Source organism: Paraburkholderia caffeinitolerans, from assembly GCF_902859945.1.
Lineage (GTDB): Bacteria > Pseudomonadota > Gammaproteobacteria > Burkholderiales > Burkholderiaceae > Paraburkholderia > Paraburkholderia caffeinitolerans.
On sequence record NZ_CADIKL010000020.1, the window covers coordinates 95,511 to 119,535 of the forward strand.

The window sequence follows — 24,025 nt, forward strand, 5'->3', positions numbered from 1 at the left end:
AAGACACAGGAATATTTAGCGAGAGCGTTATGCCCAAGCGGACAGACATCAAGAGCATTCTTATCATCGGCGCGGGGCCGATCATCATCGGCCAGGCCTGCGAGTTCGACTACTCGGGCGCGCAGGCGTGCAAGGCGCTGCGTGAGGAAGGCTACAAGGTCATTCTCGTCAACAGCAATCCGGCGACGATCATGACCGACCCGAACACGGCCGACGTCACCTACATCGAGCCGATCACGTGGGAAGTGGTGGAGCGCATCATCGAGAAGGAGCGCCCCGACGCGATCCTGCCGACGATGGGCGGCCAGACCGCGCTGAACTGCGCGCTCGACCTGCATCACCACGGCGTGCTCAAGAAGTACAACGTCGAGCTGATCGGCGCGTCGCCGGAAGCGATCGACAAGGCCGAAGACCGCCAGAAGTTCAAGGACGCGATGACGAAGATCGGCCTCGGCTCGGCGAAGTCGGGTGTGGCCCACTCGATGGAAGAGGCGACCAAGGTTCACGCCGAGATCGCCGAGATCACCGGTACGAGCGGCTATCCGATCGTGATCCGTCCGTCCTTCACGCTGGGCGGCTCGGGCGGCGGCATCGCCTACAACCGCGAAGAGTTCGAAGAGATCTGCAAGCGCGGTCTCGACCTTTCGCCCACGCGCGAACTGCTGATCGAAGAGTCGCTGCTCGGCTGGAAGGAATACGAGATGGAAGTGGTCCGCGACAAGGCGGATAACTGCATCATCGTCTGCTCGATCGAAAACCTCGACCCGATGGGCATCCACACCGGCGACTCCATCACGGTCGCGCCGGCGCAAACGCTCACCGACAAGGAATACCAGATCCTGCGCGACGCCTCGCTGGCGGTTCTGCGCGAGATCGGCGTGGACACGGGCGGTTCGAACGTGCAGTTCTCGATCGACCCGCGCACGGGCCGCATGATCGTGATCGAAATGAACCCGCGCGTGTCGCGTTCGTCGGCGCTGGCCTCGAAGGCTACCGGCTTCCCGATCGCCAAGGTCGCGGCGAAGCTGGCCGTCGGCTACACGCTCGACGAGCTGCGCAACGAGATCACGGGCGGCCAGACGCCGGCCTCGTTCGAGCCGACCATCGACTACGTCGTCACGAAGATTCCGCGTTTCGCGTTCGAGAAGTTCCGCGAAGCCGACCCGCGCCTCACCACGCAGATGAAGTCCGTGGGCGAAGTGATGGCCATCGGCCGCACCTTCCAGGAATCGTTCCAGAAGGCGCTGCGCGGCCTCGAAGTGGGCGTCGACGGTCTCGACGAGAAGACCACGAGCCGCGACGAAGTCATCCGCGAGATCGGCGAAGCCGGTCCGGACCGCATCTGGTTCGTGGGCGACGCGTTCCGCGTGGGCATGACGCGCGAAGAGATCTTCGAAGAAACCGCGATCGACCCGTGGTTCCTCGCGCAGATCGAAGAAATCATCAAGAAGGAAGAGGCCGTCAAGGGCCGCACGCTCGCCAGTCTCTCGAAGGACGAGCTGCGCTTCCTCAAGCAGAGCGGCTTCTCGGATCGCCGTCTTGCGAAGCTGCTCGGCGCGAATGCCGCTGACGTGCGCAAGCGCCGTATCGAGCTGAACGTGCGTCCGGTCTACAAGCGCGTGGACACCTGCGCGGCCGAATTCGCCACCAAGACCGCCTACATGTACTCGACCTATGAGGAAGAGTGCGAGGCCAACCCGACCACCAACAAGAAGATCATGGTGCTGGGCGGCGGCCCGAACCGGATCGGCCAGGGTATCGAGTTCGACTACTGCTGCGTGCACGCCGCGCTCGCGATGCGCGAAGACGGCTACGAAACGATCATGGTCAACTGCAACCCCGAGACCGTTTCGACCGACTACGACACGTCCGACCGTCTGTATTTCGAGCCGCTGACGCTCGAAGACGTGCTCGAAGTCGTGGACCTGGAAAAGCCCGTCGGCGTGATCGTGCAGTACGGCGGCCAGACGCCGCTGAAGCTTGCGCTCGATCTCGAGGCGAATGGCGTGCCTATCGTCGGCACCTCGCCGGACATGATCGACGCGGCCGAAGACCGCGAGCGCTTCCAGAAACTGCTGCAGGACCTGAACCTGCGTCAGCCGCCGAACCGTACCGCGCGCGCAGAAGACGAAGCGCTCAAGCTCGCCGACGAAATCGGCTACCCGCTCGTCGTGCGTCCGTCGTACGTGCTGGGCGGCCGCGCCATGGAAATCGTCCACGAGCCGCGCGACCTCGAGCGCTACATGCGCGAGGCCGTGAAGGTGTCGAACGATTCGCCGGTGCTGCTCGACCGCTTCCTGAACGACGCGATCGAATGCGACGTCGACTGCATCTCCGATGGCACGGACGTGTTCATCGGCGGCGTGATGGAGCACATCGAGCAGGCGGGTGTGCACTCGGGCGACTCGGCGTGCTCGCTGCCGCCGTACTCGCTGTCGCAGGAAACGGTGGCTGAACTGAAGCGTCAGACGGCCGCGATGGCCAAGGCGCTCAACGTGGTCGGCCTGATGAACGTGCAGTTCGCAATCCAGCAAGTGCCGCAGGCCGATGGTTCGAAGCAGGACATCATCTACGTGCTGGAAGTGAACCCGCGCGCTTCGCGTACCGTGCCGTACGTCTCGAAGGCCACCAGCCTGCCGCTCGCGAAGATCGCGGCGCGCGCGATGGTCGGCCAGACGCTCGCACAGCAGGGTGTGACGAAGGAAGTCGTGCCGCCGTATTTCAGCGTGAAGGAAGCGGTGTTCCCGTTCGTGAAGTTCCCGACCGTCGATCCGGTGCTCGGACCCGAAATGCGTTCGACCGGCGAAGTGATGGGCGTAGGCAAGACCTTCGGCGAAGCGCTCTTCAAGTCGCAGCTCGCGGCCGGCTCGCGCCTGCCCGAGTCGGGCACGGTTTTCATCACCGTGATGGACGCGGACAAGCCCAAGGCCGTCGAAGTCGCGCGCATGCTGCATGAGCTCGGCTACCCGCTCGTCGCGACGCGCGGCACGGCTGCTGCGATCGAAGCGGCCGGTGTGCCGGTGAAGGTCGTGAACAAGGTGAAGGATGGCCGTCCGCACGTGGTCGACATGATCAAGAACGGCGAAATTTCGCTCGTTTTCACAACGGTCGACGAGACCCGCGCCGCGATTGCCGATTCGCGTTCGATCCGTATGAGCGCACAGGCGAACAAGGTCACGTACTACACCACGATGTCCGGCGCACGCGCCGCGGTCGAGGGCTTGCGTTACCTGAAGAACCTGGAAGTCTATGATTTACAAGGCCTCCACGCTCGCCTAAACTAAGGCTTCGATTGTCTGTCCAATACTGAAAAGGCAGACAACAGGCTGAATACAAAGCTGAATGTGCCGCGGTTAAGCGGCGTCCCAACAGGGTTTTTCAGGCTGCGCCAGTACGCGCTGCCACCCTCGCGGGATGCACTTGACCGCGGTGATTTTTTTTATGGCCGCAACAATTATTGGTGCGGCATCAATACGGCCCTAAGTGGCTGAATGAGTTGTTTTATGAGCACGATTCCCTTGACCAGGCGCGGTGCAGACCAGCTTCGCGGAGAACTGCAGCGCCTGAAATCCGTCGAGCGTCCGGCGGTCATCAATGCCATCGCCGAAGCGCGCGCGCAAGGCGATCTGTCGGAAAACGCGGAATACGACGCCGCGAAGGAAAAGCAGGGCTTCATCGAAGGCCGCATCGCGGAAATCGAGTCGAAGCTGGCGGCGGCCCAGATCATCGACCCGGCATCGCTCGAAGCCGATGGCCGCGTGGTGTTCGGCTCGACTATCGACCTCGAAGACCTCGATTCGGGCAAGACGGTCACCTACCAGATCGTCGGCGACGACGAAGCCGATCTCGAGCACGGCCTGATCTCCGTGAGCTCGCCTATCGCACGCGCGCTGATTGGCAAGTCCGAGGGCGATGTTGCCGAAGTGCAGGCCCCCAGCGGCGTGCGCGAGTACGAAATCATCGACGTCCGCTACATTTGACGTAGCGGGAACGTGAATACCTCGACGAATTCGGTCAGCCCGGCTTCGCCGCTCGTGGCGCACCGCGTGTTCGCGCTGCTTGCCATGTTGTGGGTGGGCAGCCAGGTGACGATTGGCTATGCGGTCGCGCCGGTGCTGTTCACCTCGCTCGATCGCGCGTTAGCGGGCTCGCTTGCTGCGCAGCTTTTTCGCATCGAGGGCATGGTGGGCGCCGTGAGCGGCGTGCTGCTGCTCGGCCTTGCGAACGTGCTGATCCGCCGTGGCGAGACCGGCTATCGGCGGCTGCGCTGGCTGCTGATCGGCATGCTGTTGTGCGTGCTGATCGGTTACTACGCGCTGCAGCCGTTCATGAACGCCATGCGCATGAATGCGATACGGGCAGGCGTCGACATCGCGCATTCGGCCTGGGCGAGCCGCTTTGGCATGCTCCATGGCGTGTCGAGCGCGTTCTATCTGGTTCAGAGCGTGTTGGGTGCGTGGCTCGTCTGGCTGCTGCCGTCCGCGCGCGGTACGCAAGCGCGGCGTTGAGAGCGTTCATCCGGGCGTCGCTACGCCGGGCGTCGCTTGCGCGTTGTTCAGGCGCGCTCCGGTAAGAAGAAAAAAGCGCGGCACATTGGCCGCGCTTTTCTTACTTCGAGCCTTGATGGGCTCGCTTCGAACTGGTCTGGCGTTTCTTGGCGCGCTTGACGTTGCCGCCCTGGGTGACACGTTCATTGCCCTTGACGACGACTTTTTGCGACTTCGGTTTGCGCATCGGGTTGTCCGACGGCTTGACGACCTTCACGGTGCGAGGCGCCGCGCCATGCTTGCCCGCTTCGCGCGCGCTCGGTACGTCGCCGGCAGGACGCTTGACGGTGCCGCGCGCGCCGGCGCGGGCCGTGGCGGTTTTCGGTTTGGCTGCCTCGGGCTTGTAGATCACGAGCAGCTTGCCGATATGCTGGATGGGCGCCGAGTTCAGGCGGTCGCAGATTTCTTCGTAGATCGCGATGCGCTCTTCGCGCTCGTCGCCGAACACACGCACCTTGATAAGCTGGTGCGCGTCCAGATGGACCTCGATTTCCTTGAGGACGGCGTCGGTCAGTCCCTCGGCGCCGATGAGCACGACCGGTTTGAGCGCGTGAGCGGCGGAGCGCAGTTCGGAGCGCTGTTCGGCAGTAAGAGTGAGGGCGGGCATGGGATGTGGCAGACTCGACTAAAATGACGGCGCCCGCCAGTCAGCGTGAAACACCGGCATGACAGGCCACACAATTAGGGGCCGCCAGGCGGGGAGCGCGTCGAAACAATGGAAAAACCGTGGAGAACGGCAACGGCGTGGTGCGGTCGGCGAGCGAGGCGGTGAGAACCGCGCGCCGGCAACCCGACGGGCCGCGACGACCGCACGAATTAAACGCGTATTATCCGCTAAAAGCGCGATATCACGCAGCAAGAGTTCACCTTTAATGGCAAAAAACCGCTTCAATCAGTCGTGGCTGCACGACCATATTAACGATCCGTACGTGAAAATGGCGCAACGGGAGGGCTATCGCGCCCGCGCTGCGTACAAGCTCAAGGAAATCGACGAGCAGGACAAGCTGATCCGCCCGGGCATGGTAATCGTCGATCTCGGCGCCGTGCCGGGCAGCTGGAGCCAGTATGCGCGCAACAAGCTCGTGCAGAGTTCGAAGCGCGATGACCAGCGCGAGGGCGGGATCGACGGCACGATTATTGCGCTCGACATCCTGCCGATGGAACCCATCGCCGACGTGCAATTTCTGCAGGGCGACTTCCGCGAGGACGCCGTGCTCGCACAACTGGAAGAAGCGGTGGGTGGCCGTCCCGTGGATCTTGTAATTTCCGACATGGCACCCAATCTGTCTGGGGTGGCGTCGGCAGACGCCGCGCGTATCGAGCACTTGTGCGACCTCGCGCTCGAGTTTTCGCAGAATCATTTGAAATCCGATGGTGCCCTTTTAGTAAAATGCTTCCACGGCAGTGGTTACAGCCAGATCGTCGAGAAGTTCAAGCATCAGTTCAAGGTCGTGGCCGCGCGCAAACCGAAGGCTTCGCGCGATAAATCGTCCGAAACGTTTATATTGGGTAAACATCTGAAGCGACCCCGCTAATTATTCAGTCAGCCGGGGTAGGGTCAAAGATCGGCTCCAGTGCGCAACGCGTGTTGCAAGGACTGTGAAGATCGCCTCGAATTGGCTTCGAGACGCTGTCCCGACAAGGCGCCCGGGCTATTTCCGTCTTAGCGAAACGCTATGGCGAGCCCCTGCGTACTGGATTAGAATGCTTTGGTGGTGTCGCAAGGCAAATGTAGGCGCCCGTCTATGAGTGAAGGAGTGGTGCTTTGAACAACAACATGTTTTCGAAGGCAGCGGTGTGGTTGGTAATCGCACTGGTGCTGTTTACGGTGTTCAAGCAGTTCGACAAGCCCCGTGTCCAGGAAGGCGTTTCGTACTCGCAGTTCATGGACGACGCGAAGGCCGGCAAGGTCAAGAGCGTCGTGGTGCAGGGGCGGAACCTCACGGTCACTCCGGCCGACGGCCAGAAGTATCAGATCGTCTCCCCGGGAGACATCTGGATGGTCGGCGACCTGATGAAATACGGCGTGCAGGTGAGCGGCAAGGCTGACGAAGAGCCCAATGCGCTTGTTTCTGCGTTGTATTACCTTGGACCGACGCTCCTGATCATCGTGTTCTGGTTCTACATGATGAGACAGATGCAGGGAGGCGGCAAAGGCGGGGCGTTTTCCTTTGGTAAATCGCGCGCCCGCCTGATCGACGAGAACAACAACGCGGTCAACTTCTCCGACGTCGCAGGCTGCGACGAAGCCAAGGAAGAAGTGTCCGAGCTCGTCGACTTCCTGCGCGATCCGCAAAAATTCCAGAAGCTGGGCGGGCGCATCCCGCGCGGCGTTCTGCTGGTCGGCCCTCCGGGCACCGGTAAGACGTTGCTCGCGCGTGCTATCGCCGGCGAGGCGAAGGTGCCGTTCTTCAGCATCTCGGGTTCGGACTTCGTTGAAATGTTCGTCGGCGTGGGCGCAGCCCGCGTGCGCGACATGTTCGAACAGGCCAAGAAGCATGCGCCGTGTATCGTGTTCATCGACGAAATCGACGCGGTCGGCCGCCATCGCGGCGCCGGCATGGGCGGTGGCAACGACGAACGCGAGCAGACGCTGAACCAGATGCTGGTCGAGATGGACGGCTTCGAGGCCAACTCGGGCGTCATCGTGATCGCGGCAACCAACCGTTCTGACGTGCTCGACAAGGCGCTGCTGCGTCCGGGCCGTTTCGACCGCCAGGTTTATGTCGGCCTGCCCGACATTCGCGGCCGCGAGCAGATCATGAAGGTTCACCTGCGCAAGGTGCCGATCGCCAACGACGTTGATGCAGCGGTCATCGCGCGCGGCACGCCGGGTTTCTCGGGCGCCGATCTCGCGAACCTCGTGAACGAAGCGGCACTGTTCGCGGCGCGTCGCGGCAAGCGCATCGTCGAGATGCAGGACTTCGAAGACGCCAAGGACAAGATCTTCATGGGTCCGGAGCGCAAGTCGGCGGTCATTCGCGAAGAGGCGAAGCGCGCGACGGCGTACCACGAGTCGGGTCACGCGGTGGTTGCGAAGCTGCTGCCGAAGGCCGATCCGGTACACAAGGTCACGATCATCCCGCGCGGCCGCGCGCTGGGCGTGACGTGGCAGTTGCCGGAGCATGACAACGAGACTTACTCGAAGGACTATCTGCTCGACCGTCTGGCGATCCTGTTCGGCGGCCGTGTGGCGGAAGAACTGTTCATGAACCTGATCAGCACGGGCGCCTCGGACGACTTCAACAAGGCCACGCAGACGGCCCGCGCGATGGTCACGCGCTTCGGCATGACCGACGCGCTCGGACCGATGGTCTACGCCGACGACGACAACGACGGCGGTGCGTTCGGCAAGGGTTTCACGCGCGCGATCTCGGAAGCCACACAGCAGAAGGTCGACGCGGAAATCCGCCGCGTGCTCGACGAGCAGTACAGCCTCGCGAAGCGCCTGCTCGATGAGAACCGCGACAAGGTGGAAGCCATGACCGCGGCGTTGATGGAGTGGGAAACGATCGACGCCGATCAGATCAACGACATCATGGCTGGCCGTCCGCCGCGCTCGCCGAAGAACACCCCGTCGCCGGGTGATGCGCCTTCGTCAGGCGGCAGCACGGGCACTGAGGTCAAGCCCGGCAACGCCACCGCACCGGCCTGACCGGATACGGCGCCAAGTCGGCTAAAGTTGCGGGCCGGTGTGATGTTCACATCGGCCCGTTTTGCATTTCTGGCCGTGCATCATTAAGTTACATATCTGACGTTTCTTGACGTGTCCAATCCAACTTCGCAGGGTAATCTGCCAAACGCGCTGTCCAGTGCGCTCCCCAACGCGGCTGGGCCCGAACCGCTCATCTGTGGCCGTTTCACACTGACTTTCGAGCGTCCGCTCGTCATGGGAATACTCAACGCTACGCCGGATTCGTTTTCGGACGGCGGCAGGTATCTTGCCTTCGACGATGCATTGCGCCGCGCCGAGCAAATGTTGTCCGACGGCGTGGACATGATCGACATCGGCGGCGAGTCGACGCGTCCGGGCGCACCGCCCGTTGCGCTCGAGGAAGAACTCGAACGGGTGATTCCGCTGGTCGAGCGGCTGAAGGGCGCGAACGTGCCGCTTTCGATCGACACGTACAAGCCGGAAGTGATGCGCCACGCGCTGGCGGCGGGCGCGGATCTGATCAACGACGTATGGGGTTTTCGCATGCCCGGCGCGATCGATGCGGTGCGGGAGAGCAACTGCGGGCTGTGCGTGATGCATATGCTCGGCGAGCCGCGGACTATGCAGGTCGGCGAGCCCGATTACGTGGATGTCGTGCGCGAGGTGCGCGAGTTCCTGCAGGCGCGCTGTACCGAACTCGAGGCGGCTGGCGTGGCGAAGGCGCGTATTAGCGTCGACCCGGGTTTTGGCTTCGGCAAGTCGGTGGTCGAGCACAATTACACGTTGCTCGCGCATCTGCGCGAGACGGCGCCCGTTGCGGCTGACGGCACGCCGTATCCGATTCTTGCTGGCATGTCGCGCAAGTCGATGCTCGGCGCACTCGTGAACCGGCCCGCAGCCGAGCGCGTAGCGGCCAGCGTCGCGGCGGCGGTGTGCGCGGCCCAGCAGGGTGCGGCCATTATCCGAGTGCACGACGTCGCGGCGACGGTCGATGCGCTCAAGGTCTGGGGTGCGATGCGCGACGCGGCGCGTCATTAAGCGAACACGGCGCACGAATGCGCCGCAAAACAATGCCAATGTGAGGTTTGAATCATGGGTCGTCGCTATTTTGGAACCGATGGGGTTCGCGGCAAGGTCGGCGAAGTGCCGATCACGCCGGATTTCGTGCTGCGTCTGGGTTACGCGGCGGGCAAGGTGCTGGCTGGCGCGGCAGGGGAGTCGCGTTCGCGTCCGTCCGTGCTGATCGGCAAGGACACGCGTATTTCGGGCTATATGCTCGAAGCGTCGCTCGAAGCGGGGCTTTCGGCCGCTGGCATCGACGTGATGCTCGCGGGCCCGATGACGACGCCAGGCATTGCCTATCTCACGCGCGCGCTGCGTCTTTCCGCGGGGGTGGTGATCAGCGCTTCGCACAATCCGTACTTCGACAACGGCATCAAGTTCTTTTCCGCCGATGGCAACAAGCTGCCCGACGAAGTCGAAACGCAGATCGAGGCGCAACTCGAATTGCCGCTTGAATGCGCGCCGTCGGAGCAGCTCGGCCGGGCGCGCCGCCTGAACGACGCGGGCGGCCGCTATATCGAGTTCTGCAAGAGCACCTTCCCGCAGGCGTTCAACCTGCGTGGGCTGAAGCTGGTGGTCGACTGCGCCAACGGCGCGGCCTACGACATCGCGCCTCATGTGTTTCATGAACTGGGCGCGGATGTGATTCCCATCGGCGTCTCGCCGAACGGTTTCAACATCAATGACGGCGTGGGCGCCACTGCGCCCGATGCGCTCGTGCGCGCGGTGCGCGCGAATCACGCCGACCTCGGCATCGCGCTCGATGGCGATGCGGACCGCCTGCAGATCGTGGATGCGCAGGGCCGGCTCTATAACGGCGATGAACTCCTCTACGTGCTCGTGAAGGACCGCATCGCGACCGACGGCAAGGTCGATGGCGCGGTCGGCACCCTGATGACGAACCTGGCGGTCGAGCAGGCGCTCGAGCGCATCGGCGTGCCGTTCGTGCGCGCGAATGTGGGCGATCGCTACGTGCTGGAGCAACTACGCGAGCACGGCTGGCTGATCGGCGCGGAGGGGTCGGGGCACATCCTGTCGCTGGACCGCCACACGACCGGCGACGGCATCGTTTCGGCGCTGCTGGTGCTCGCCGCGATGAAGCGCAGCGGCCAGACCCTGGCGGAGTTGCTCGACGGCGTGACGCTGTTTCCGCAGAAGCTTATCAACGTGCGCATCGCGCAGGGCGCGGACTGGAAAGGCAACGCCGAGATCCAGAAGGCGATCGCCGACGCGCAATCCGAGCTCAAGGGCAAAGGCCGTGTGTTGATCCGCGCTTCGGGCACCGAGCCCGTGCTGCGCGTGATGGTGGAAGCGCGCGACGAACTCGACACGGCTCAGTACGCCGAATCGATCGCCGACACGGTCAAGCGCACAATCGCCTGACACGGGCGTTGCCGGAGCGATCCAGCACCGATCGAACGCGGTGTCATGCAGCCAGCATGACGCCGCGTTTTGTATTGCATTTCGGCTGAAGCAAACGTTTCACTATTGCGTCAGCCTCCTCCCGCACATGCATGAGGCATTTTGCTCATCCGACCCCGAGTCGCGCAATGAATGCCTTCGGCATGCGTGCCATTTACGAGCGCCCTGTTCGACGGGGCGTGCACGCCTTTGCAGCAGGCGCATCCAGCGCGATGCGCCTGGCTTTCAGCCGGTAATGGTTTTGTCACGGCTGCTTCATGAATCGTCACGTTACTGTCACAGAGAGCCCCTAAGCTTCGCGGTGTCGTTTATCCGCTCACACACCTGGAGGCCACATGAAACTGATGCAAACCGCGCTCGCTGGCGTTGCTGGCGCGCTTTTCGCGATCGCAGCGCAAGCTGCTGACATCACCGGCGCGGGCAGCACCTTCGCAGCACCGATCTACACGAAATGGGCGGACGCCTATCAGAAGTCGGGTGGCGGCAAGGTCAACTACCAGGGCATTGGCTCGTCGGGCGGCATCAAGCAGATTCAGGCAAAGACCGTTGACTTCGCAGGCTCGGACGCCCCGCTGAAGGACGATCAACTGGCCAAGGACGGTCTGTTCCAGTTCCCGACGGTGGTGGGCGGCGTCGTGCCGGCGATCAACGTGCCGGGCATCAAGGCCGGCGAAATCACGCTGTCGGGCCCGGTGCTCGGCGACATCTATCTCGGCAAGATTAAGAAGTGGAACGATCCGGCCATCGCCGCGCTGAACCCGAAGGCAAAGCTGCCTGATCTGGACATCGCCGTGGTTCGCCGCGCCGACGGTTCGGGCACCAGCTTCATCTGGACGAACTACCTCTCGAAGGTCAATCCCGAGTGGAAGACCAAGGTCGGCGAAGGCACGACCGTGAACTGGCCGACCGGCACGGGCGGCAAGGGCAACGACGGCGTCGCAGCCTTCGTGCAGCGCCTGCCGGGCGCGATTGGCTACGTCGAGTGGGCGTACGCCAAGCAAAATCACATGGTCTACACTGCGATGAAGAACGAGTCGGGCGCGGTCGTCGAGCCGACCACCGAGTCGTTCAAGGCCGCAGCGGCCGGCGCGGACTGGAAGAAGTCGTTCTACCAGATCCTCACGAACGAGCCGGGCAAGGACGCATGGCCGGTCGTCGGCGCGACCTTCGTGCTGCTGCACACGGCGCAGGACAAGCCGGAGCAGGGCAAGGAAACGCTCAAGTTCTTCCAGTGGGCCTTCAAGAACGGTTCGGGCGCGGCTAACGATCTCGACTACATCTCGCTGCCGCAGTCGGTCGTGAGCGAAATCGAGTCGCAGTGGAAAGAGAAGGTGAAGGACGCCGGCGGCAAGGCAGTTGCCGAGTAAGGCGGACTGGCCCTGCTGAATGGCAGGGCCAAAGCAAGGGCCGCCGCGCACACCGCGCGCGGCCCGTTCTGCTTGCTGGCCGATGCTGCATGCCGGCCGAAGTGGTCCCCGCAGCGCGGTACGCATACCGCCCGTAATACCCACAAAGCACGTAATACCACCCGCTACGATTTGCCGTCCGATCTGTCACCGGGCGGCCGGCGGTTCCGGAACCGCATCAACGTCGCGAGCCAGACGCTCGCGGCCACTGGAAACAGCTCATCATGTCCGACGTCCCGCTCGTCTCGAACCCGCCTGGCAGCGCCGCGCAGCAGCAAGCGCCCAGCCCGGCAGGGGACATCATTTTCGGCGGCCTCGCACGCGGCGCCGCCATCGTCACGTTGTTGCTGCTCGGTGGCATCATCGTGTCGCTGATCGTCGCTTCGATGCCGACGATCCACAAGTTCGGTCTCTCATTCCTCTGGACTGCCGACTGGGATCCCCCCAGCGAGCAGTTCGGCGCGCTCGTGCCCATCTACGGCACGATCGCCACTTCGCTGATCGCGCTCATCATCGCCGTGCCCGTGAGCTTCGGCATCGCGCTCTTTCTCACTGAGCTCTCGCCCGCCTGGCTGCGCCGCCCGCTCGGCATCGCCATCGAACTGCTGGCCGCGATCCCGTCGATCGTCTACGGCATGTGGGGCCTGCTCGTGTTCGCGCCGATCTTCGCGCAGTACTTCGAGAAGCCGATCGGCCAGCTGCTGGGCGGCATGCCGATCGTCGGCGCGCTGTTTCAGGGTGCGCCCATCGGCATCGGCATGCTGTGCGCGGGCGTGATTCTCGCGATCATGATCATTCCGTACATTGCCTCGGTGATGCGCGACGTGTTTGAAGTCACGCCCGTGCTGCTCAAGGAATCGGCGTATGGCATCGGCTGCACGACCTGGGAAGTCATGTGGAAGATCGTGCTGCCGTTCACCAAGACCGGCGTGATCGGCGGTGTGATGCTGGGTCTTGGCCGCGCACTCGGCGAGACCATGGCTGTCACGTTCGTGATCGGCAATACGAACCTGCTCGATAACGTGTCGCTGTTCTCGCCCGGCAACAGCATTACCTCAGCGCTCGCCAACGAGTTCGCCGAGGCCGGCCCCGGCCTGCATACCGCCGCGCTGATGGAACTCGGCCTCATTCTGTTCGTGATCACGTTCATCGTGCTCGCGATCTCTAAGCTGCTGCTGCTGCGCCTTGAAAAGTCGGAGGGCGCACGATGAGCGAACCGATGATGAAGATTCCCGGTGCGGCCTACGGCCCGGAACTGGAGCGCATGCGCTCGAAGCTGCAAAGCCGCCGCAAAGTGACCAACGCGATTGCGCTGACGCTTTCGCTCGCCGCGATGGCTTTCGGCATTATCTGGCTCGTGTGGATTCTCTACACGACGCTCTCGCTCGGTATTGGCGGCCTTTCGGTGCAGCTCTTCACGCAGTCGACTCCGCCGCCGAACACCGATGGCGGCGGTCTCGCCAACGCGATTGTCGGCAGCCTGATGCTGGTGGGCGTCGCGACGCTGGTGGGCACGCCGATCGGCATTCTCGCGGGCGTCTATCTCGCCGAATATGGCCAGAAAAGCTGGCTCGCGAGCGTGACGCGCTTCATCAACGACATTTTGCTGTCGGCGCCGTCGATCGTCGTGGGCCTGTTCGTCTACGCGCTCGTGGTGGCGAAGATGGGCCACTTCAGCGGCTGGGCGGGGGCGATTTCGCTCGCACTCCTGCAGATTCCGATCGTGATCCGCACGACCGAGAACATGCTCAAGCTGGTGCCCAATAACCTGCGCGAGGCGGCTTTCGCGCTCGGCACGCCGAAGTGGAAGATGGTGCTCTCGATCACGCTCAAGGCGTCGGTCGCGGGCATCGTGACGGGCGTGCTGCTCGCGATTGCGCGTATCGCCGGCGAGACCGCGCCGCTGCTCTTCACCGCGCTGTCCAATCAGTTCTTCAGCGCCGATATGAATCAGCCGATGGCGAACCTGCCGGTCACGATCTACAAGTTTGCGATGAGCCCGTTCGCGCAGTGGCAGTCGCTTGCTTGGGCCGGCGTTTTCCTGATCACGCTGGGCGTGCTGGGTCTGAATATCCTCGCGCGCACCATCTTTTCGAATAAGTAAGGGCGGAGTCATCCGATGAATATGGCAGAGAGTCACCTCAACACTACGGCGCCGTCCGGCATCGACCCCGCCCAGGGCAACCGCGGCCTCATGTCGGCCACGCCGAAGATCGAAGTCAAGGACCTGAACTTCTTCTACGGCAAGTATCACGCGCTCAAGAACATCAACCTGCAGATTCCCGAAGGCAAGGTGACCGCGTTCATCGGCCCGTCGGGCTGCGGCAAGTCCACGCTCTTGCGCACGTTCAACAAGATGTACGCGCTCTATCCGGAGCAGCGCGCCGAGGGCGAGATCTTGATGGACGGCGAGAACCTGCTCACCTACAACCGCGATATCTCGCTGCTGCGCGCGCGCGTGGGCATGGTGTTTCAGAAGCCGACTCCGTTCCCGATGTCGATTTACGACAACATCGCGTTCGGCGTGAAGATGTTCGAGAAGCTCTCGCGCCCTGAGATGGATGACCGCGTCGAGTGGGCGCTCACCAAGGCCGCGCTTTGGAACGAAGTGAAGGACAAGCTCGGCCAGAGCGGCTACGGTCTTTCGGGCGGCCAGCAGCAGCGTCTGTGCATCGCGCGCGGCATTGCGATCCGTCCCGAAGTGCTGTTGCTCGACGAGCCTTGCTCGGCGCTCGACCCGATTTCGACGGGCCGCATCGAAGAGCTGATCGCCGAACTCAAGAGCGATTACACGGTGGTGATCGTGACCCATAACATGCAGCAGGCCGCGCGCTGCTCGGACTACACTGCCTACATGTACCTCGGCGAGCTGATCGAATTCGGCGACACCGAGAAGATCTTCATCAAGCCGGTCCGCAAGGAAACGGAAGACTACATCACCGGCCGCTTCGGCTGATCCGCCGAGCCGAGAAGGGGAACAACATGTCCGATAAGCATCTGTCCAGCCAGTTCGACGCCGACCTGAATCTGATTTCCTCGAAGGTGCTCGAAATGGGCGGCCTCGTGGAGTCGCAGATCATCACGGCGATGCAGGCTTTGAACGAGTTCGACGGCGCGGCCGCCGAGCGCGTGATCGTCGCCGAAGACCGCCTCAACACGATGGAAGTCGAAATCGATGAGGAGTGCAGCAATATCATCGCGCGCCGCCAGCCGGCCGCGCGCGATTTGCGCCTCGTGCTCGCGATTTCGAAGACCATCACGAACCTCGAGCGCGCCGGCGACGAGGCCGAGAAGATCGCCAAGCGCACGAAGCGCCTGATGGAAGACGGCGCGTCGCGCACGGTCAATATCGCCGAGATCAAGGTCTCGGGCGAGATGGCCGTCTCGATCCTGCGCCGCGCGCTCGACGCATTCGCGCGTCTGGACACGGTAGCCGCCGCGCAGATCGTGCGCGACGACAAGGCCATCGACGAGGAATTCCGCGCCTTCGTGCGCAAGCTCGTGAGCTACATGATGGAAGATCCGCGCACGATTTCCGTGGGCCTCGACTATCTGTTCATCGCCAAGGCGATTGAGCGCATTGGTGACCACGCGAAGAACATCGCCGAATTCATCATCTATATCGTGAAGGGCACCGACGTGCGGCACAAGTCGCGCGACGCGCTCGAACGCGAAGCGCTCAGTTAAATATATGTAGCGCGTTGGTTCGCGCATTCAACCGTTTCAACAGGTCTTAAGGTCAAGAGGTGCCGATGCCCAGCAGCATTCTCGTCATCGAAGACGAGCCCGCAATTTCCGAGCTGATTTCCGTGAATCTGCAGCACGCGGGTCATTGCCCGATCCGTGCCTACAACGCGGAGCAGGCGCAGAGCCTGATCAGCGACGTGCTGCCCGATCTCATCCTGCTCGACTGGATGCTGCCGGGCAAGTCGGGCGTGAATTTCGCGCGCGATCTGCGCAACAACGAGCGCACGAAGCATATTCCGATCATCATGCTGACCGCGCGCGGCGACGAGCAGGACAAGGTGCTCGGCCTCGAGATCGGCGCGGACGATTACGTGACGAAGCCGTTCTCGCCGAAGGAGCTGATGGCGCGCATCAAGGCGGTTCTGCGCCGCCGCGCGCCGCAGCTCACCGAAGACGTGGTGGCGATCAACGGGCTGAAGCTCGATCCGGCCACGCACCGCGTCGCCGCTCACGCGGAAGGCTCCGAGATCAAGCTCGATCTCGGCCCGACCGAATTCCGCCTGCTGCACTTCTTCATGACGCACCCCGAGCGCGTGCACAGCCGCACGCAATTGCTCGATCAGGTGTGGGGCGATCACGTATTCGTGGAGGAGCGCACGGTGGATGTGCATATCAAGCGCCTGCGCGCCGCGCTCAAGCCGGCGGGGTGCGATGCTATGATCGAAACGGTGCGCGGCAGCGGCTACCGTCTCGCGAAGGGCGCCTGAAACGCGTCGCCCGAGTCAAGGCAGTAGCACGCCGGCGCGGCGTTTCACGCAGCGCCGGTGTTCCGAATCCGCAGCGCCCCGGTCCGGACCGTCATTCTCTTCGATCGCAGGAACATGAACATCATCTGGGCGCGCGCCCTCGTATCGCTTGTACTGCTCGCGCTCGTCTGCGCGGGCGTCGGCGCGATCTTCGGCGTGAAGGTCGCGCTGGCCGTGGCTGTTGTCGTGCTGATCGGCCAAATGTTTTTCAGCACCTTCCATAAGCAGCGCCTCTGGCGCCTGCTCGACGCGCCCGTCTACGGCGAAGTGCCGAGCGCCCCCGGCATCTGGGGCGAAATCTATTACCGCCTGCACAAGCTCGCCAAGCGCTGGCACGCCCAGGTGCGCCAGGTGGAGCAGCAGCACTCGCGCTTCATCCAGGCGATCCAGGCGTCGCCCAACGGCGTGGCCATGCTCGACGACCACGACCAGATCGAGTGGTGCAACGCCATCTCCGAGGTGCATTTCGGCCTCGACGCGAAGCGCGACCTGCGCCAGCACATCACCCACCTCGTGCGTCAGCCCGACTTCGTGCGCTACCTCAATTCGCACGACTACCAGGACACGCTGGTCATGCGCGGCATGGGTGTGAAGCGCCAGAACGTGATTTCGGTGCAGGTGTTTCCGTACGGCGAGAATCGCAAGCTCGTGCTGTCGCAGGACATCACGGAACTCGAGCGCACCGACTCCATGCGGCGCGACTTCGTCGCCAACGTCTCGCACGAACTGAAAACGCCGCTCACGGTGCTGTCGGGTTTTCTGGAGACGATGCGTGAACTGCCGCTCTCCGAGGACGAGCGCGAGCGCTATTTCGATCTGATGGAGCAGCAGGCCTCGCGCATGCGCCATATCGTGACCGACCTGCTCGTGCTGGCGAAGCTCGAAGGCGAGGGGCGCGCGCCCGGCGAGCAGATGATCGACATGCGCGCGGTGCTCGGCCACGTGCGCGAGGACGCGGAAAGCCTCTCGGGCGGGCATCATCGGATCACGGCCGATTTCGACGATGGCTTGAGCCTGACTGGATCGGAGACCGAAATATTGAGCGCGCTCGGCAATCTCGCCACCAATGCGGTGCGTTACACGCCGGACGGCGGCGCGGTGCAACTGTCGTGGCGTACCGAAGGCGGTCAGGCGGTGTTCTCGGTCACCGATAGCGGCTACGGCATTCCCGCGAGCGACATCCCGCGCCTGACCGAGCGCTTTTATCGCGTGGACCGTAGCCGTTCGCGCGATACGGGCGGCACGGGGCTCGGTCTCGCGATCGTCAAGCACGTGCTGCAGCGCCACGATGCGGCGCTCGAAGTGAAGAGCGAGGAAGGGCGCGGCAGCACCTTCACGGTGCGCTTCCCGGCCGCGCGCACGGCGCGCCGGCAGCCGGCGCCGGTGTGAGGCGCGCACAAAACGCGCCACGCACCTTGCTCAGGCTTGCAGAATAAAAAATGCCGCTTCATTGAAGCGGCATTTTTGCATCGAGGCTTATGTGCCTGCCGTCACTGCAACATCGGCAATCAGGAACAGAACTTCGCCAGCAGGTTCATTTGCGCATTGCGCACAGCCTTGCCGGCGCGGCGGCGCCGGTAATGGCCATCGCTTTGCATGAGCCACGCGCACTGATTGTCGCCGAGGAAGCACGAGAGGCCTTCGGCGATCACGCGGCGCTTCAGGCGCCGGTCGTGGATCGGGAACGCTACCTCGACACGGCGAAACAGGTTGCGGTCCATCCAGTCGGCGCTCGACAGATAGACATTTTCCGCGCCACCCGCGTAGAAATAGTAGATGCGGTGATGCTCGAGGAAGCGCCCGACGATCGAGCGCACCGTGATGTTTTCCGAAAGCCCCGGCACGCCCGGCTGCAGCGAGCACACGCCGCGAATGATCAGGTCGATCTTCACGCCGGCCTGCGACGCTTCGTAAAGCTCGTCGATCACCGTGGGTTCGAGCAGCGCGTTCATCTTGGCGACGATGCGAGCCTTCTTGCCGGCGCGCGCGGCGTCGGCTTCGGCGCGGATCGACTCGATCATCTTCGGATGCAGCGTGAACGGCGACTGCCACATCTCATGCAGTTGCAGCTCACCACCGATACCCGTGAGCTGCTGGAACACGTGGTGGACGTCCTCGCACATTTTCGGCTGCGAAGTCATGAGGCCGAAGTCGGTGTAGAGGCGTGCCGTGCGCGGATGGTAGTTGCCGGTGCCGAGGTGCACGTAGCGGCGCAGCGCCATGCGGCCGTTCACGGCCGTGCGGCGCACGATCAGCATCATCTTGGCGTGGCACTTGTGGCCGACCACGCCGTAGACCACATGCGCGCCCACGGCTTCGAGCTGCGCGGCCCAGTTGATGTTGGTTTCCTCGTCGAAGCGCGCGAGCAGCTCCACCACGACCGTCACTTCCTTGCCGTTGCGCGCGGCCTGCATGAGCGCGTCCATGAGCGGCGAATCGGTGCCGGTGCGGTAGATGGTCTGCTTGATCGCCACCACGTTCGGATCGTTGGCGGCCTGCAGCAGTAGTTCGAGCACTGGCTGGAAGCTCTCGTATGGGTGATGCAGCAGCACGTCGCCCTGATCGATCACGTCGAACATATTGGTGTTCGCGACGATGCGTTGCGGAATCGCGGGCACGTGCGGCACGAACTTCAGATCGGGGCGATCGACCTTCTCGGGCAACTGCATGAGGCGCACGAGATTCACGGGGCCATCGACGTAATAGCAGTCCTTTTCATTCAATCCGCTTTCATCGAGCAGACGCCTCACGAGATGCACCGGCGTTTCCGCCGAGACCTCGAGCCGCACCGCGTTGCCCAGATGGCGCGCGGGCAACTCGCCCTGCAACGCCACGCGCAGGTTCGTGATTTCGTCTTCATCGACGAACAGTTCGCTGTTGCGCGTAATGCGGAACTGATTGCAGCTGCGCACGATGAGGCTCGGGAACAGTTCGCCCACGAAGCGCTGCAACAGCGAGCCGAGCAGCACGAAGCCGTGCTGGAAGCCCGAGAGCTCGTGCGGCATGCGCACGAGGCGCGGCAGCGCGCGCGGCGCCTGCACGATGCCCATGACGGCCTGGCGGCCGAAGGCGTCCTTGCCTTCGAGTTCGACCACGAAATTCAGGCTCTTGTTGAGCACACGCGGGAATGGGTGCGCGGGGTCGAGCCCGATCGGCGTGAGCACGGGCAGCAGCTCGTCGATGAAATACTTGCGTGCCCAAGTCGTTTGCGCCTCGTTCCATGCATCGGTGCCATGAAAGTAGATGCCTTCTTCTTCGAGCGCCGGCAGCACGGTGTCGTGCAGCATGCGGTACTGACGATGCACGAGGCGCTGCGCGCGCTCGACCACGAGCTCGTACATATGCTGGAGCGACATGCCGTCGGGCGTGAGCGCGCCCGGATTGTCACGCATCTGCTCCTGAAGCCCGGCCATGCGGACTTCGAAGAATTCGTCGAGATTGCTGCTGGTGATGCAGATAAAGCGCAGACGCTCCAGCAAGGGAACGGATGGGTCGGCGGCCTGTGCAAGCACACGCTCGTTGAATCCCAGAATGCCCAGTTCGCGATTGAGTAGGGGATAGCGGATGGACATTGGTATTGAATGCGGAATTCCAGGGGATGATTCGAACGGACGCTCGGAAATTCTCACAGTTTCGTGACGTTATTATGAAATTTGGTGTGTCATAAATTCTACGCTCCATTTTCACGTATTCGACACGTCTCGCGGCAAAGATGCAGGCTGGGTCAGGGCGTCCCTCGCGGGGGCGTTGCGGGCCGCAACCGGTGCGGGGGATGACATGGGGAAGTCGGGTACGCTTAAAATGGCATATTTGGACAGCGCGGCGGCCGCCCAGCGAGACCGGATGGCCACGCTCGCACGCATGGAGTTCGCCCCCTCGATGGTCACCAATCCGCAACTGATAGCCGCCGTCGATCTCGGTTCGAACAGCTTTCGGCTGATCGTCGGCCGGGTCGAGGAAACCGACGCCGGCAGCCAGATCTATCCCGTCGATGCCCTGCGCGAGGCGGTGCGTCTTGCCGCCGGCCTCTCGAAGGAAAAGATGCTCGACCGCGCTTCGCAGGTGCGCGGCTGGGACGCGCTCAAGCGCTTTGGCGAGCGCCTGCGCGACTTCCATCCGGACCACGTGCGCGCGGTGGCCACCAACACGCTGCGCGTGGCCAAAAACTCGCGTGAATTTCTCGTCGAGGCGGAAAAGGCACTCGGTTTCCCGATCGAAGTGATCGCGGGCCGCGAAGAAGCGCGCCTCATCTATGCGGGCGCTGCCCATTCGGTGCCGGCGAGCGCGGGCAAGCGCTTCGTGGTGGACATCGGCGGCGGCTCGACCGAATTCATCATCGGCGCGCACTACACGCCGATCCGCATGGAAAGCCTCTATATCGGCTGCGTGAGCCATAGCCGCCAATTCTTCCCGGCCGGCAACGTCGACGAATACACCATGCGCCAGGCCGAACTGGCCGCCACGCGCGAGATCCAGATCATTTCCGCCGACTATCGCAAGACCGGCTGGGACCAGGCGATCGGCTCATCGGGCACGGCGCGCGCGCTCGCCGAACTCGTGGAAGCGAACGGCTTCAACGACCCGGGCATCACGCACGGCATTTCGCGCGGCGGCCTCGAGCGCCTCAAGCGCGCGCTCATCAAGGCCGAGAACGTCAATCGGTTGAAGCTCGTCGCGCTCAAGCCCGACCGCATTCCGGTGCTCGCGGGCGGCCTCTCGATCATGATCGCCGTGTTCGACGAGCTCGGCATCGACTACGTCGACACCACCGACGGCGCGCTGCGCCTCGGTGTGCTGTACGACCTGCTCGGCCGTTCGCAGCACGAGGACATGCGCACCGTGACCGTGGAAGGCTTCATGCGCCGCTATGGCGTGGATCGCGCGCAGGCGGCCCGCATCGGCGAACTGGCGGTGAGCTTCTACGACCAGTTCGAGGAGCCCGACGAAGAGCGCCGCGAGGAAAACCGCATGTTCCTCGGTTGGGCGGCGTCGCTGCACGAGATCGGCTTGTCGATTTCGCACAGCGCGTATCACAAGCATTCGGCCTATATCGCCAGCAATGCCGACATGCCAGGCTTCTCGCGCACCGACCAGGCGCGCCTTGCCGCGCTCGTGCTCGGCCACGTGGGCAAGCTCGGCAAGCTCTCGCAAACGCGCGACGTGGAATGGCCGCTGCTGTTCTGCCTGCGCCTCGCGGGCCTCCTGAGCCGCCGTCGCGCCGATGTCGGCCTGCCGCAAATCAAGGTGATCCAGGAAGGCAACGGCTACGAAGTGCTGCTGCCGAATACGTGGGTGCAGAACAACCCGCTTACCGATTACAACCTGGTCCAGGAAGCGGCTGAGTGGGGCAAGGTCGGGATTCCGTATCGCGTGGTGTATTCGGAAGACTGATGCAAGGCGATTGACGCGCGACGACGATCGCGCGCAAGCAACAACGCCCGGCCTGCGAGCCGGGCGTTGTGCTTTGTGGCGCTGCTCTGTGCTTGATGTCTAGCGTGCGGCAGCGTCGCCGAGGAAGTGGCGTGCGTAGCGCTCGTTGATGTCCGAGAGGCGGAACAGCGTGAGGAAGTCGGCGCAGTTGAAGTCAGGGTCCCAGGCCGGCGCGCCGCAGATCTTCGCGCCAAGGCGCAGATAGCCCTTGATGAGCGGCGGCGGCACGGCGGACGCGCCCGTGCGCAGCTCCTCGACGGGCAGCGGGGTGTGCGGGAACGCACGGTACTCGGGGGCCGTGAGCGCGTTTGCTTCGAGCGAGGCGTAGAGATTGGCGGCGTAGTGGCCGCCATCGGCCATCGCGACGCTCGCACAGCCGAGCATCGTCTCGTAGCCGTTGTGCGTCATGTAGGCGCCAAGGCCGCCCCACAACGACATGATGACCGAGCCGCTGCGATAGTCGGGATGCACGCACGAGCGGCCCACCTCGACCATCTTGGGGCGCAGGTGGGCGAGGCGCGACAGGTCGAATTCGCTCTCGGCATAAAGTCGGCCGATGCGCGCGGCCTGGTGCGGCGGCAGCACGCGGTAGGTGCCGACGACCTTGAGCGTATCGAGGTCGCGCACGAGCAGGTGATCGCACCAGCTGTCGAAGGCATCGACGTCGAGGCCCGCCGGGCCCGCGAGGCGCGCGCCCATTTCCTCGGCGAACACGCGGTAGCGCAGGCGCTGCGCTTCGCGCAGCTCTTCGTCGCTGCGCGCCCAGGCCACCTGCAGGCGATGCTGCACGGTGACCGTTTCCTCGGCGCGCGGCAGGCGCCTATGCGACTCGAAGAGGCTCGCAGCGAACGGCAGGGAAGGCGTCGGCAGATCTCGCATGGGGCGTCCTGGTCGGAAATAAGAAAACTTTTCCGGCAATTTAGTAAGACGCGGTTACGGTTCCATGAAGCCGCAATGACGATTCGGTGACGCGCTGTAAGGTCGATGTGGGGAGGGCGGAGGGTGAGGTCCGCGCCGAAGCGGTCCTAGACGAGATCGGGCGTGATGGCGGCGAGCAGGACTGCTTCGCCGTCACCGTTGCGCTCGCGGCTCTTGATCCAGAAGACGCCGGCTTTCTTCATCGCCCAACTGCGGCGGGTTTCTTCGGTCGACAAGAGGCGTGCGGCCACCTCGCCGAGCGTCGGCTGATGGCCGATCACGACGACCGTGGAGGCGATGCCTTCGGGCCAGCCAGCCGCCGCGAGCACGGCGTCGACGCTGGCATTGGGTGCGATCTCGCGCACGACACGGTATTGGTCGGTGAGCGCTTCGGCGGTTTGTATCGTGCGCGCGGCGGGGCTCGCGAGGATCACGGCGTCGTCGGGCAGGCGCGCACGCAGCCAGCGCGCGACGTTCTGCGCCTGCTTGCGTCCACGCGTGGTGAGTTGGCGGGCGAGATCGCTTGCGGCGATGTCTTCGGCTTCGGCATGGCGCCAGAGGATGAGGTTCATTTGAGGGGTCTCTTGGGGGATGTGCGCGTGTGGAATTCGGTTTCCACGCGGGTTTCCTGCATGGTGCACGCGGGGTGGGGCGGGGGCAAGATATCTGCTTTAAGCGATATGGGTTTGACGATCCCGGAAAGAGAGCGCTATAATCGGCGATTCGTCGGAGCGTAGCGCAGCCTGGTAGCGCATCTGATTTGGGATCAGAGGGTCGTAGGTTCGAATCCTATCGCTCCGACCAAGGAAATCAAGGGGTTACAAGTCAATGGCTTGTAGCCCCTTTCTGTTTTTGCGATCCGTTACCGTTCTGTTACCGGAAAATTGGGCGCACGGCTGAAGATGTTATCGACTTGCGCCGGACCCTATCGGAGTCATGCATGGTCGTTGATTTTAGTGGTCTCTCTTCGCGTCGTGGCTCGGACCTATCCGGCATTTTGTGGGCGAGGCATATCATGAGAGGTAAAAATCATGGATATGCCGATGAAGAAGAAACGTACGGTGGCGTCTCAGGCAGCGGCCCGAGGGCCGC

At 63.3% G+C, this 24,025-nt stretch carries 19 protein-coding genes and 1 tRNA gene; 16 read left to right on the forward strand and 4 right to left on the reverse strand.

Annotation, left to right across the window (positions count from 1 at the left end):
* The first annotated feature begins 29 nt into the window (after positions 1 to 29).
* The 3 genes from carB to HV773_RS20175 all read left to right on the forward strand — a co-directional run bounded on the left by carB (position 30) and on the right by HV773_RS20175 (position 4,508).
* A complete protein-coding gene (carB, locus tag HV773_RS20165; RefSeq protein WP_129562418.1) occupies positions 30 to 3,284 on the forward strand; it encodes a carbamoyl-phosphate synthase large subunit in 3,255 nt (1,084 codons plus the stop codon).
* Between the two features lie 219 nt (positions 3,285 to 3,503).
* On the forward strand, positions 3,504 to 3,980 hold the full coding sequence (gene greA, locus HV773_RS20170; RefSeq protein ID WP_129562417.1) for a transcription elongation factor GreA: 477 nt from the start codon (positions 3,504 to 3,506) through the stop codon (positions 3,978 to 3,980).
* Between the two features lie 54 nt (positions 3,981 to 4,034).
* Positions 4,035 to 4,508 (forward strand): DUF4149 domain-containing protein, encoded by a 474-nt coding sequence (locus HV773_RS20175; RefSeq protein WP_129563362.1) that lies wholly within the window; start codon positions 4,035 to 4,037, stop codon positions 4,506 to 4,508.
* Between the two features lie 100 nt (positions 4,509 to 4,608).
* Here HV773_RS20175 and HV773_RS20180 read toward each other — a convergent pair whose 3' ends face one another.
* Positions 4,609 to 5,154: a YhbY family RNA-binding protein gene (locus tag HV773_RS20180; RefSeq protein ID WP_129562416.1), complete on the reverse strand. Its 546-nt coding sequence runs from the start codon at positions 5,152 to 5,154 to the stop codon at positions 4,609 to 4,611.
* A 265-nt stretch (positions 5,155 to 5,419) separates the two neighbouring features.
* On the opposite strand from HV773_RS20180, the gene HV773_RS20185 reads away from it, so the two are divergent.
* The 11 genes from HV773_RS20185 (at position 5,420) to phoR (ending at position 17,974) form a co-directional block, all read left to right on the forward strand.
* Positions 5,420 to 6,082: an RlmE family RNA methyltransferase gene (locus tag HV773_RS20185; protein ID WP_129563361.1), complete on the forward strand. Its 663-nt coding sequence runs from the start codon at positions 5,420 to 5,422 to the stop codon at positions 6,080 to 6,082.
* A gap of 230 nt (positions 6,083 to 6,312) precedes the next feature.
* Positions 6,313 to 8,202 carry an ATP-dependent zinc metalloprotease FtsH gene (ftsH, locus tag HV773_RS20190; protein WP_129562415.1) on the forward strand — a complete coding sequence of 630 codons (1,890 nt, stop codon included), beginning with the start codon at positions 6,313 to 6,315 and terminating at the stop codon, positions 8,200 to 8,202.
* Between the two features lie 234 nt (positions 8,203 to 8,436).
* Positions 8,437 to 9,240, forward strand: a complete 804-nt coding sequence (folP, locus tag HV773_RS20195; protein WP_129562414.1) for a dihydropteroate synthase — start codon at positions 8,437 to 8,439, stop codon at positions 9,238 to 9,240.
* A 54-nt stretch (positions 9,241 to 9,294) separates the two neighbouring features.
* Positions 9,295 to 10,647: a phosphoglucosamine mutase gene (glmM, locus tag HV773_RS20200; protein ID WP_129562413.1), complete on the forward strand. Its 1,353-nt coding sequence runs from the start codon at positions 9,295 to 9,297 to the stop codon at positions 10,645 to 10,647.
* Between the two features lie 374 nt (positions 10,648 to 11,021).
* Positions 11,022 to 12,053, forward strand: coding sequence for a phosphate ABC transporter substrate-binding protein PstS (pstS, locus tag HV773_RS20205; RefSeq protein WP_129562412.1), 1,032 nt, complete (start codon positions 11,022 to 11,024; stop codon positions 12,051 to 12,053).
* A gap of 263 nt (positions 12,054 to 12,316) precedes the next feature.
* Positions 12,317 to 13,303, forward strand: coding sequence for a phosphate ABC transporter permease PstC (gene pstC, locus HV773_RS20210; protein ID WP_129562411.1), 987 nt, complete (start codon positions 12,317 to 12,319; stop codon positions 13,301 to 13,303).
* An 8-nt stretch (positions 13,304 to 13,311) separates the two neighbouring features.
* Positions 13,312 to 14,196, forward strand: coding sequence for a phosphate ABC transporter permease PstA (gene pstA / locus HV773_RS20215; protein WP_377729042.1), 885 nt, complete (start codon positions 13,312 to 13,314; stop codon positions 14,194 to 14,196).
* 15 nt (positions 14,197 to 14,211) lie between these two features.
* Complete coding sequence (gene pstB, locus HV773_RS20220; protein ID WP_129562409.1) at positions 14,212 to 15,048, forward strand: phosphate ABC transporter ATP-binding protein PstB; 837 nt, start codon at positions 14,212 to 14,214, stop codon at positions 15,046 to 15,048.
* A gap of 26 nt (positions 15,049 to 15,074) precedes the next feature.
* Positions 15,075 to 15,779, forward strand: a complete 705-nt coding sequence (gene phoU / locus HV773_RS20225; protein ID WP_129562408.1) for a phosphate signaling complex protein PhoU — start codon at positions 15,075 to 15,077, stop codon at positions 15,777 to 15,779.
* A gap of 65 nt (positions 15,780 to 15,844) precedes the next feature.
* On the forward strand, positions 15,845 to 16,546 hold the full coding sequence (phoB, locus tag HV773_RS20230) for a phosphate regulon transcriptional regulator PhoB (protein ID WP_035522777.1): 702 nt from the start codon (positions 15,845 to 15,847) through the stop codon (positions 16,544 to 16,546).
* Between the two features lie 114 nt (positions 16,547 to 16,660).
* Positions 16,661 to 17,974 (forward strand): phosphate regulon sensor histidine kinase PhoR, encoded by a 1,314-nt coding sequence (gene phoR / locus HV773_RS20235; RefSeq protein ID WP_129562407.1) that lies wholly within the window; start codon positions 16,661 to 16,663, stop codon positions 17,972 to 17,974.
* A gap of 119 nt (positions 17,975 to 18,093) precedes the next feature.
* Here phoR and ppk1 read toward each other — a convergent pair whose 3' ends face one another.
* Positions 18,094 to 20,157, reverse strand: coding sequence for a polyphosphate kinase 1 (gene ppk1 / locus HV773_RS20240; protein WP_162497813.1), 2,064 nt, complete (start codon positions 20,155 to 20,157; stop codon positions 18,094 to 18,096).
* A 271-nt stretch (positions 20,158 to 20,428) separates the two neighbouring features.
* Between ppk1 and ppx the strand changes: the two genes are divergently transcribed.
* Positions 20,429 to 21,976 (forward strand): exopolyphosphatase, encoded by a 1,548-nt coding sequence (gene ppx / locus HV773_RS20245; protein ID WP_227875306.1) that lies wholly within the window; start codon positions 20,429 to 20,431, stop codon positions 21,974 to 21,976.
* Between the two features lie 99 nt (positions 21,977 to 22,075).
* On the opposite strand, the gene HV773_RS20250 is transcribed toward ppx, so the two are convergent.
* Together HV773_RS20250 and sixA are read right to left on the reverse strand one after the other, a co-directional pair.
* Positions 22,076 to 22,894 carry a GNAT family N-acetyltransferase gene (locus HV773_RS20250; protein ID WP_129562404.1) on the reverse strand — a complete coding sequence of 273 codons (819 nt, stop codon included), beginning with the start codon at positions 22,892 to 22,894 and terminating at the stop codon, positions 22,076 to 22,078.
* 146 nt (positions 22,895 to 23,040) lie between these two features.
* Positions 23,041 to 23,505 carry a phosphohistidine phosphatase SixA gene (gene sixA, locus HV773_RS20255; protein ID WP_129562403.1) on the reverse strand — a complete coding sequence of 155 codons (465 nt, stop codon included), beginning with the start codon at positions 23,503 to 23,505 and terminating at the stop codon, positions 23,041 to 23,043.
* Between the two features lie 155 nt (positions 23,506 to 23,660).
* Here sixA and HV773_RS20260 point away from each other — a divergent pair.
* Positions 23,661 to 23,737: transfer RNA gene (locus HV773_RS20260), tRNA-Pro, on the forward strand.
* The last annotated feature ends 288 nt before the right edge of the window (positions 23,738 to 24,025 follow it).

Bases quoted from the DNA above. Each gene is read 5' to 3' on its own strand.
- carB (WP_129562418.1), top strand. From the start codon at position 30: ATGCCCAAGCGGACAGACATCAAGAGCATTCTTATCATCGGCGCGGGG.
- greA (WP_129562417.1), top strand. From the start codon at position 3,504: ATGAGCACGATTCCCTTGACCAGGCGCGGTGCAGACCAGCTTCGCGGA.
- HV773_RS20180 (WP_129562416.1), bottom strand. From the start codon at position 5,154: ATGCCCGCCCTCACTCTTACTGCCGAACAGCGCTCCGAACTGCGCTCC.
- HV773_RS20185 (WP_129563361.1), top strand. From the start codon at position 5,420: ATGGCAAAAAACCGCTTCAATCAGTCGTGGCTGCACGACCATATTAAC.
- folP (WP_129562414.1), top strand. From the start codon at position 8,437: ATGGGAATACTCAACGCTACGCCGGATTCGTTTTCGGACGGCGGCAGG.
- glmM (WP_129562413.1), top strand. From the start codon at position 9,295: ATGGGTCGTCGCTATTTTGGAACCGATGGGGTTCGCGGCAAGGTCGGC.
- pstS (WP_129562412.1), top strand. From the start codon at position 11,022: ATGAAACTGATGCAAACCGCGCTCGCTGGCGTTGCTGGCGCGCTTTTC.
- pstC (WP_129562411.1), top strand. From the start codon at position 12,317: ATGTCCGACGTCCCGCTCGTCTCGAACCCGCCTGGCAGCGCCGCGCAG.
- pstA (WP_377729042.1), top strand. From the start codon at position 13,312: ATGATGAAGATTCCCGGTGCGGCCTACGGCCCGGAACTGGAGCGCATG.
- pstB (WP_129562409.1), top strand. From the start codon at position 14,212: ATGAATATGGCAGAGAGTCACCTCAACACTACGGCGCCGTCCGGCATC.
- phoU (WP_129562408.1), top strand. From the start codon at position 15,075: ATGTCCGATAAGCATCTGTCCAGCCAGTTCGACGCCGACCTGAATCTG.
- phoB (WP_035522777.1), top strand. From the start codon at position 15,845: ATGCCCAGCAGCATTCTCGTCATCGAAGACGAGCCCGCAATTTCCGAG.
- phoR (WP_129562407.1), top strand. From the start codon at position 16,661: ATGAACATCATCTGGGCGCGCGCCCTCGTATCGCTTGTACTGCTCGCG.
- ppk1 (WP_162497813.1), bottom strand. From the start codon at position 20,157: ATGTCCATCCGCTATCCCCTACTCAATCGCGAACTGGGCATTCTGGGA.
- ppx (WP_227875306.1), top strand. From the start codon at position 20,429: ATGGCCACGCTCGCACGCATGGAGTTCGCCCCCTCGATGGTCACCAAT.
- HV773_RS20250 (WP_129562404.1), bottom strand. From the start codon at position 22,894: ATGCGAGATCTGCCGACGCCTTCCCTGCCGTTCGCTGCGAGCCTCTTC.
- sixA (WP_129562403.1), bottom strand. From the start codon at position 23,505: ATGAACCTCATCCTCTGGCGCCATGCCGAAGCCGAAGACATCGCCGCA.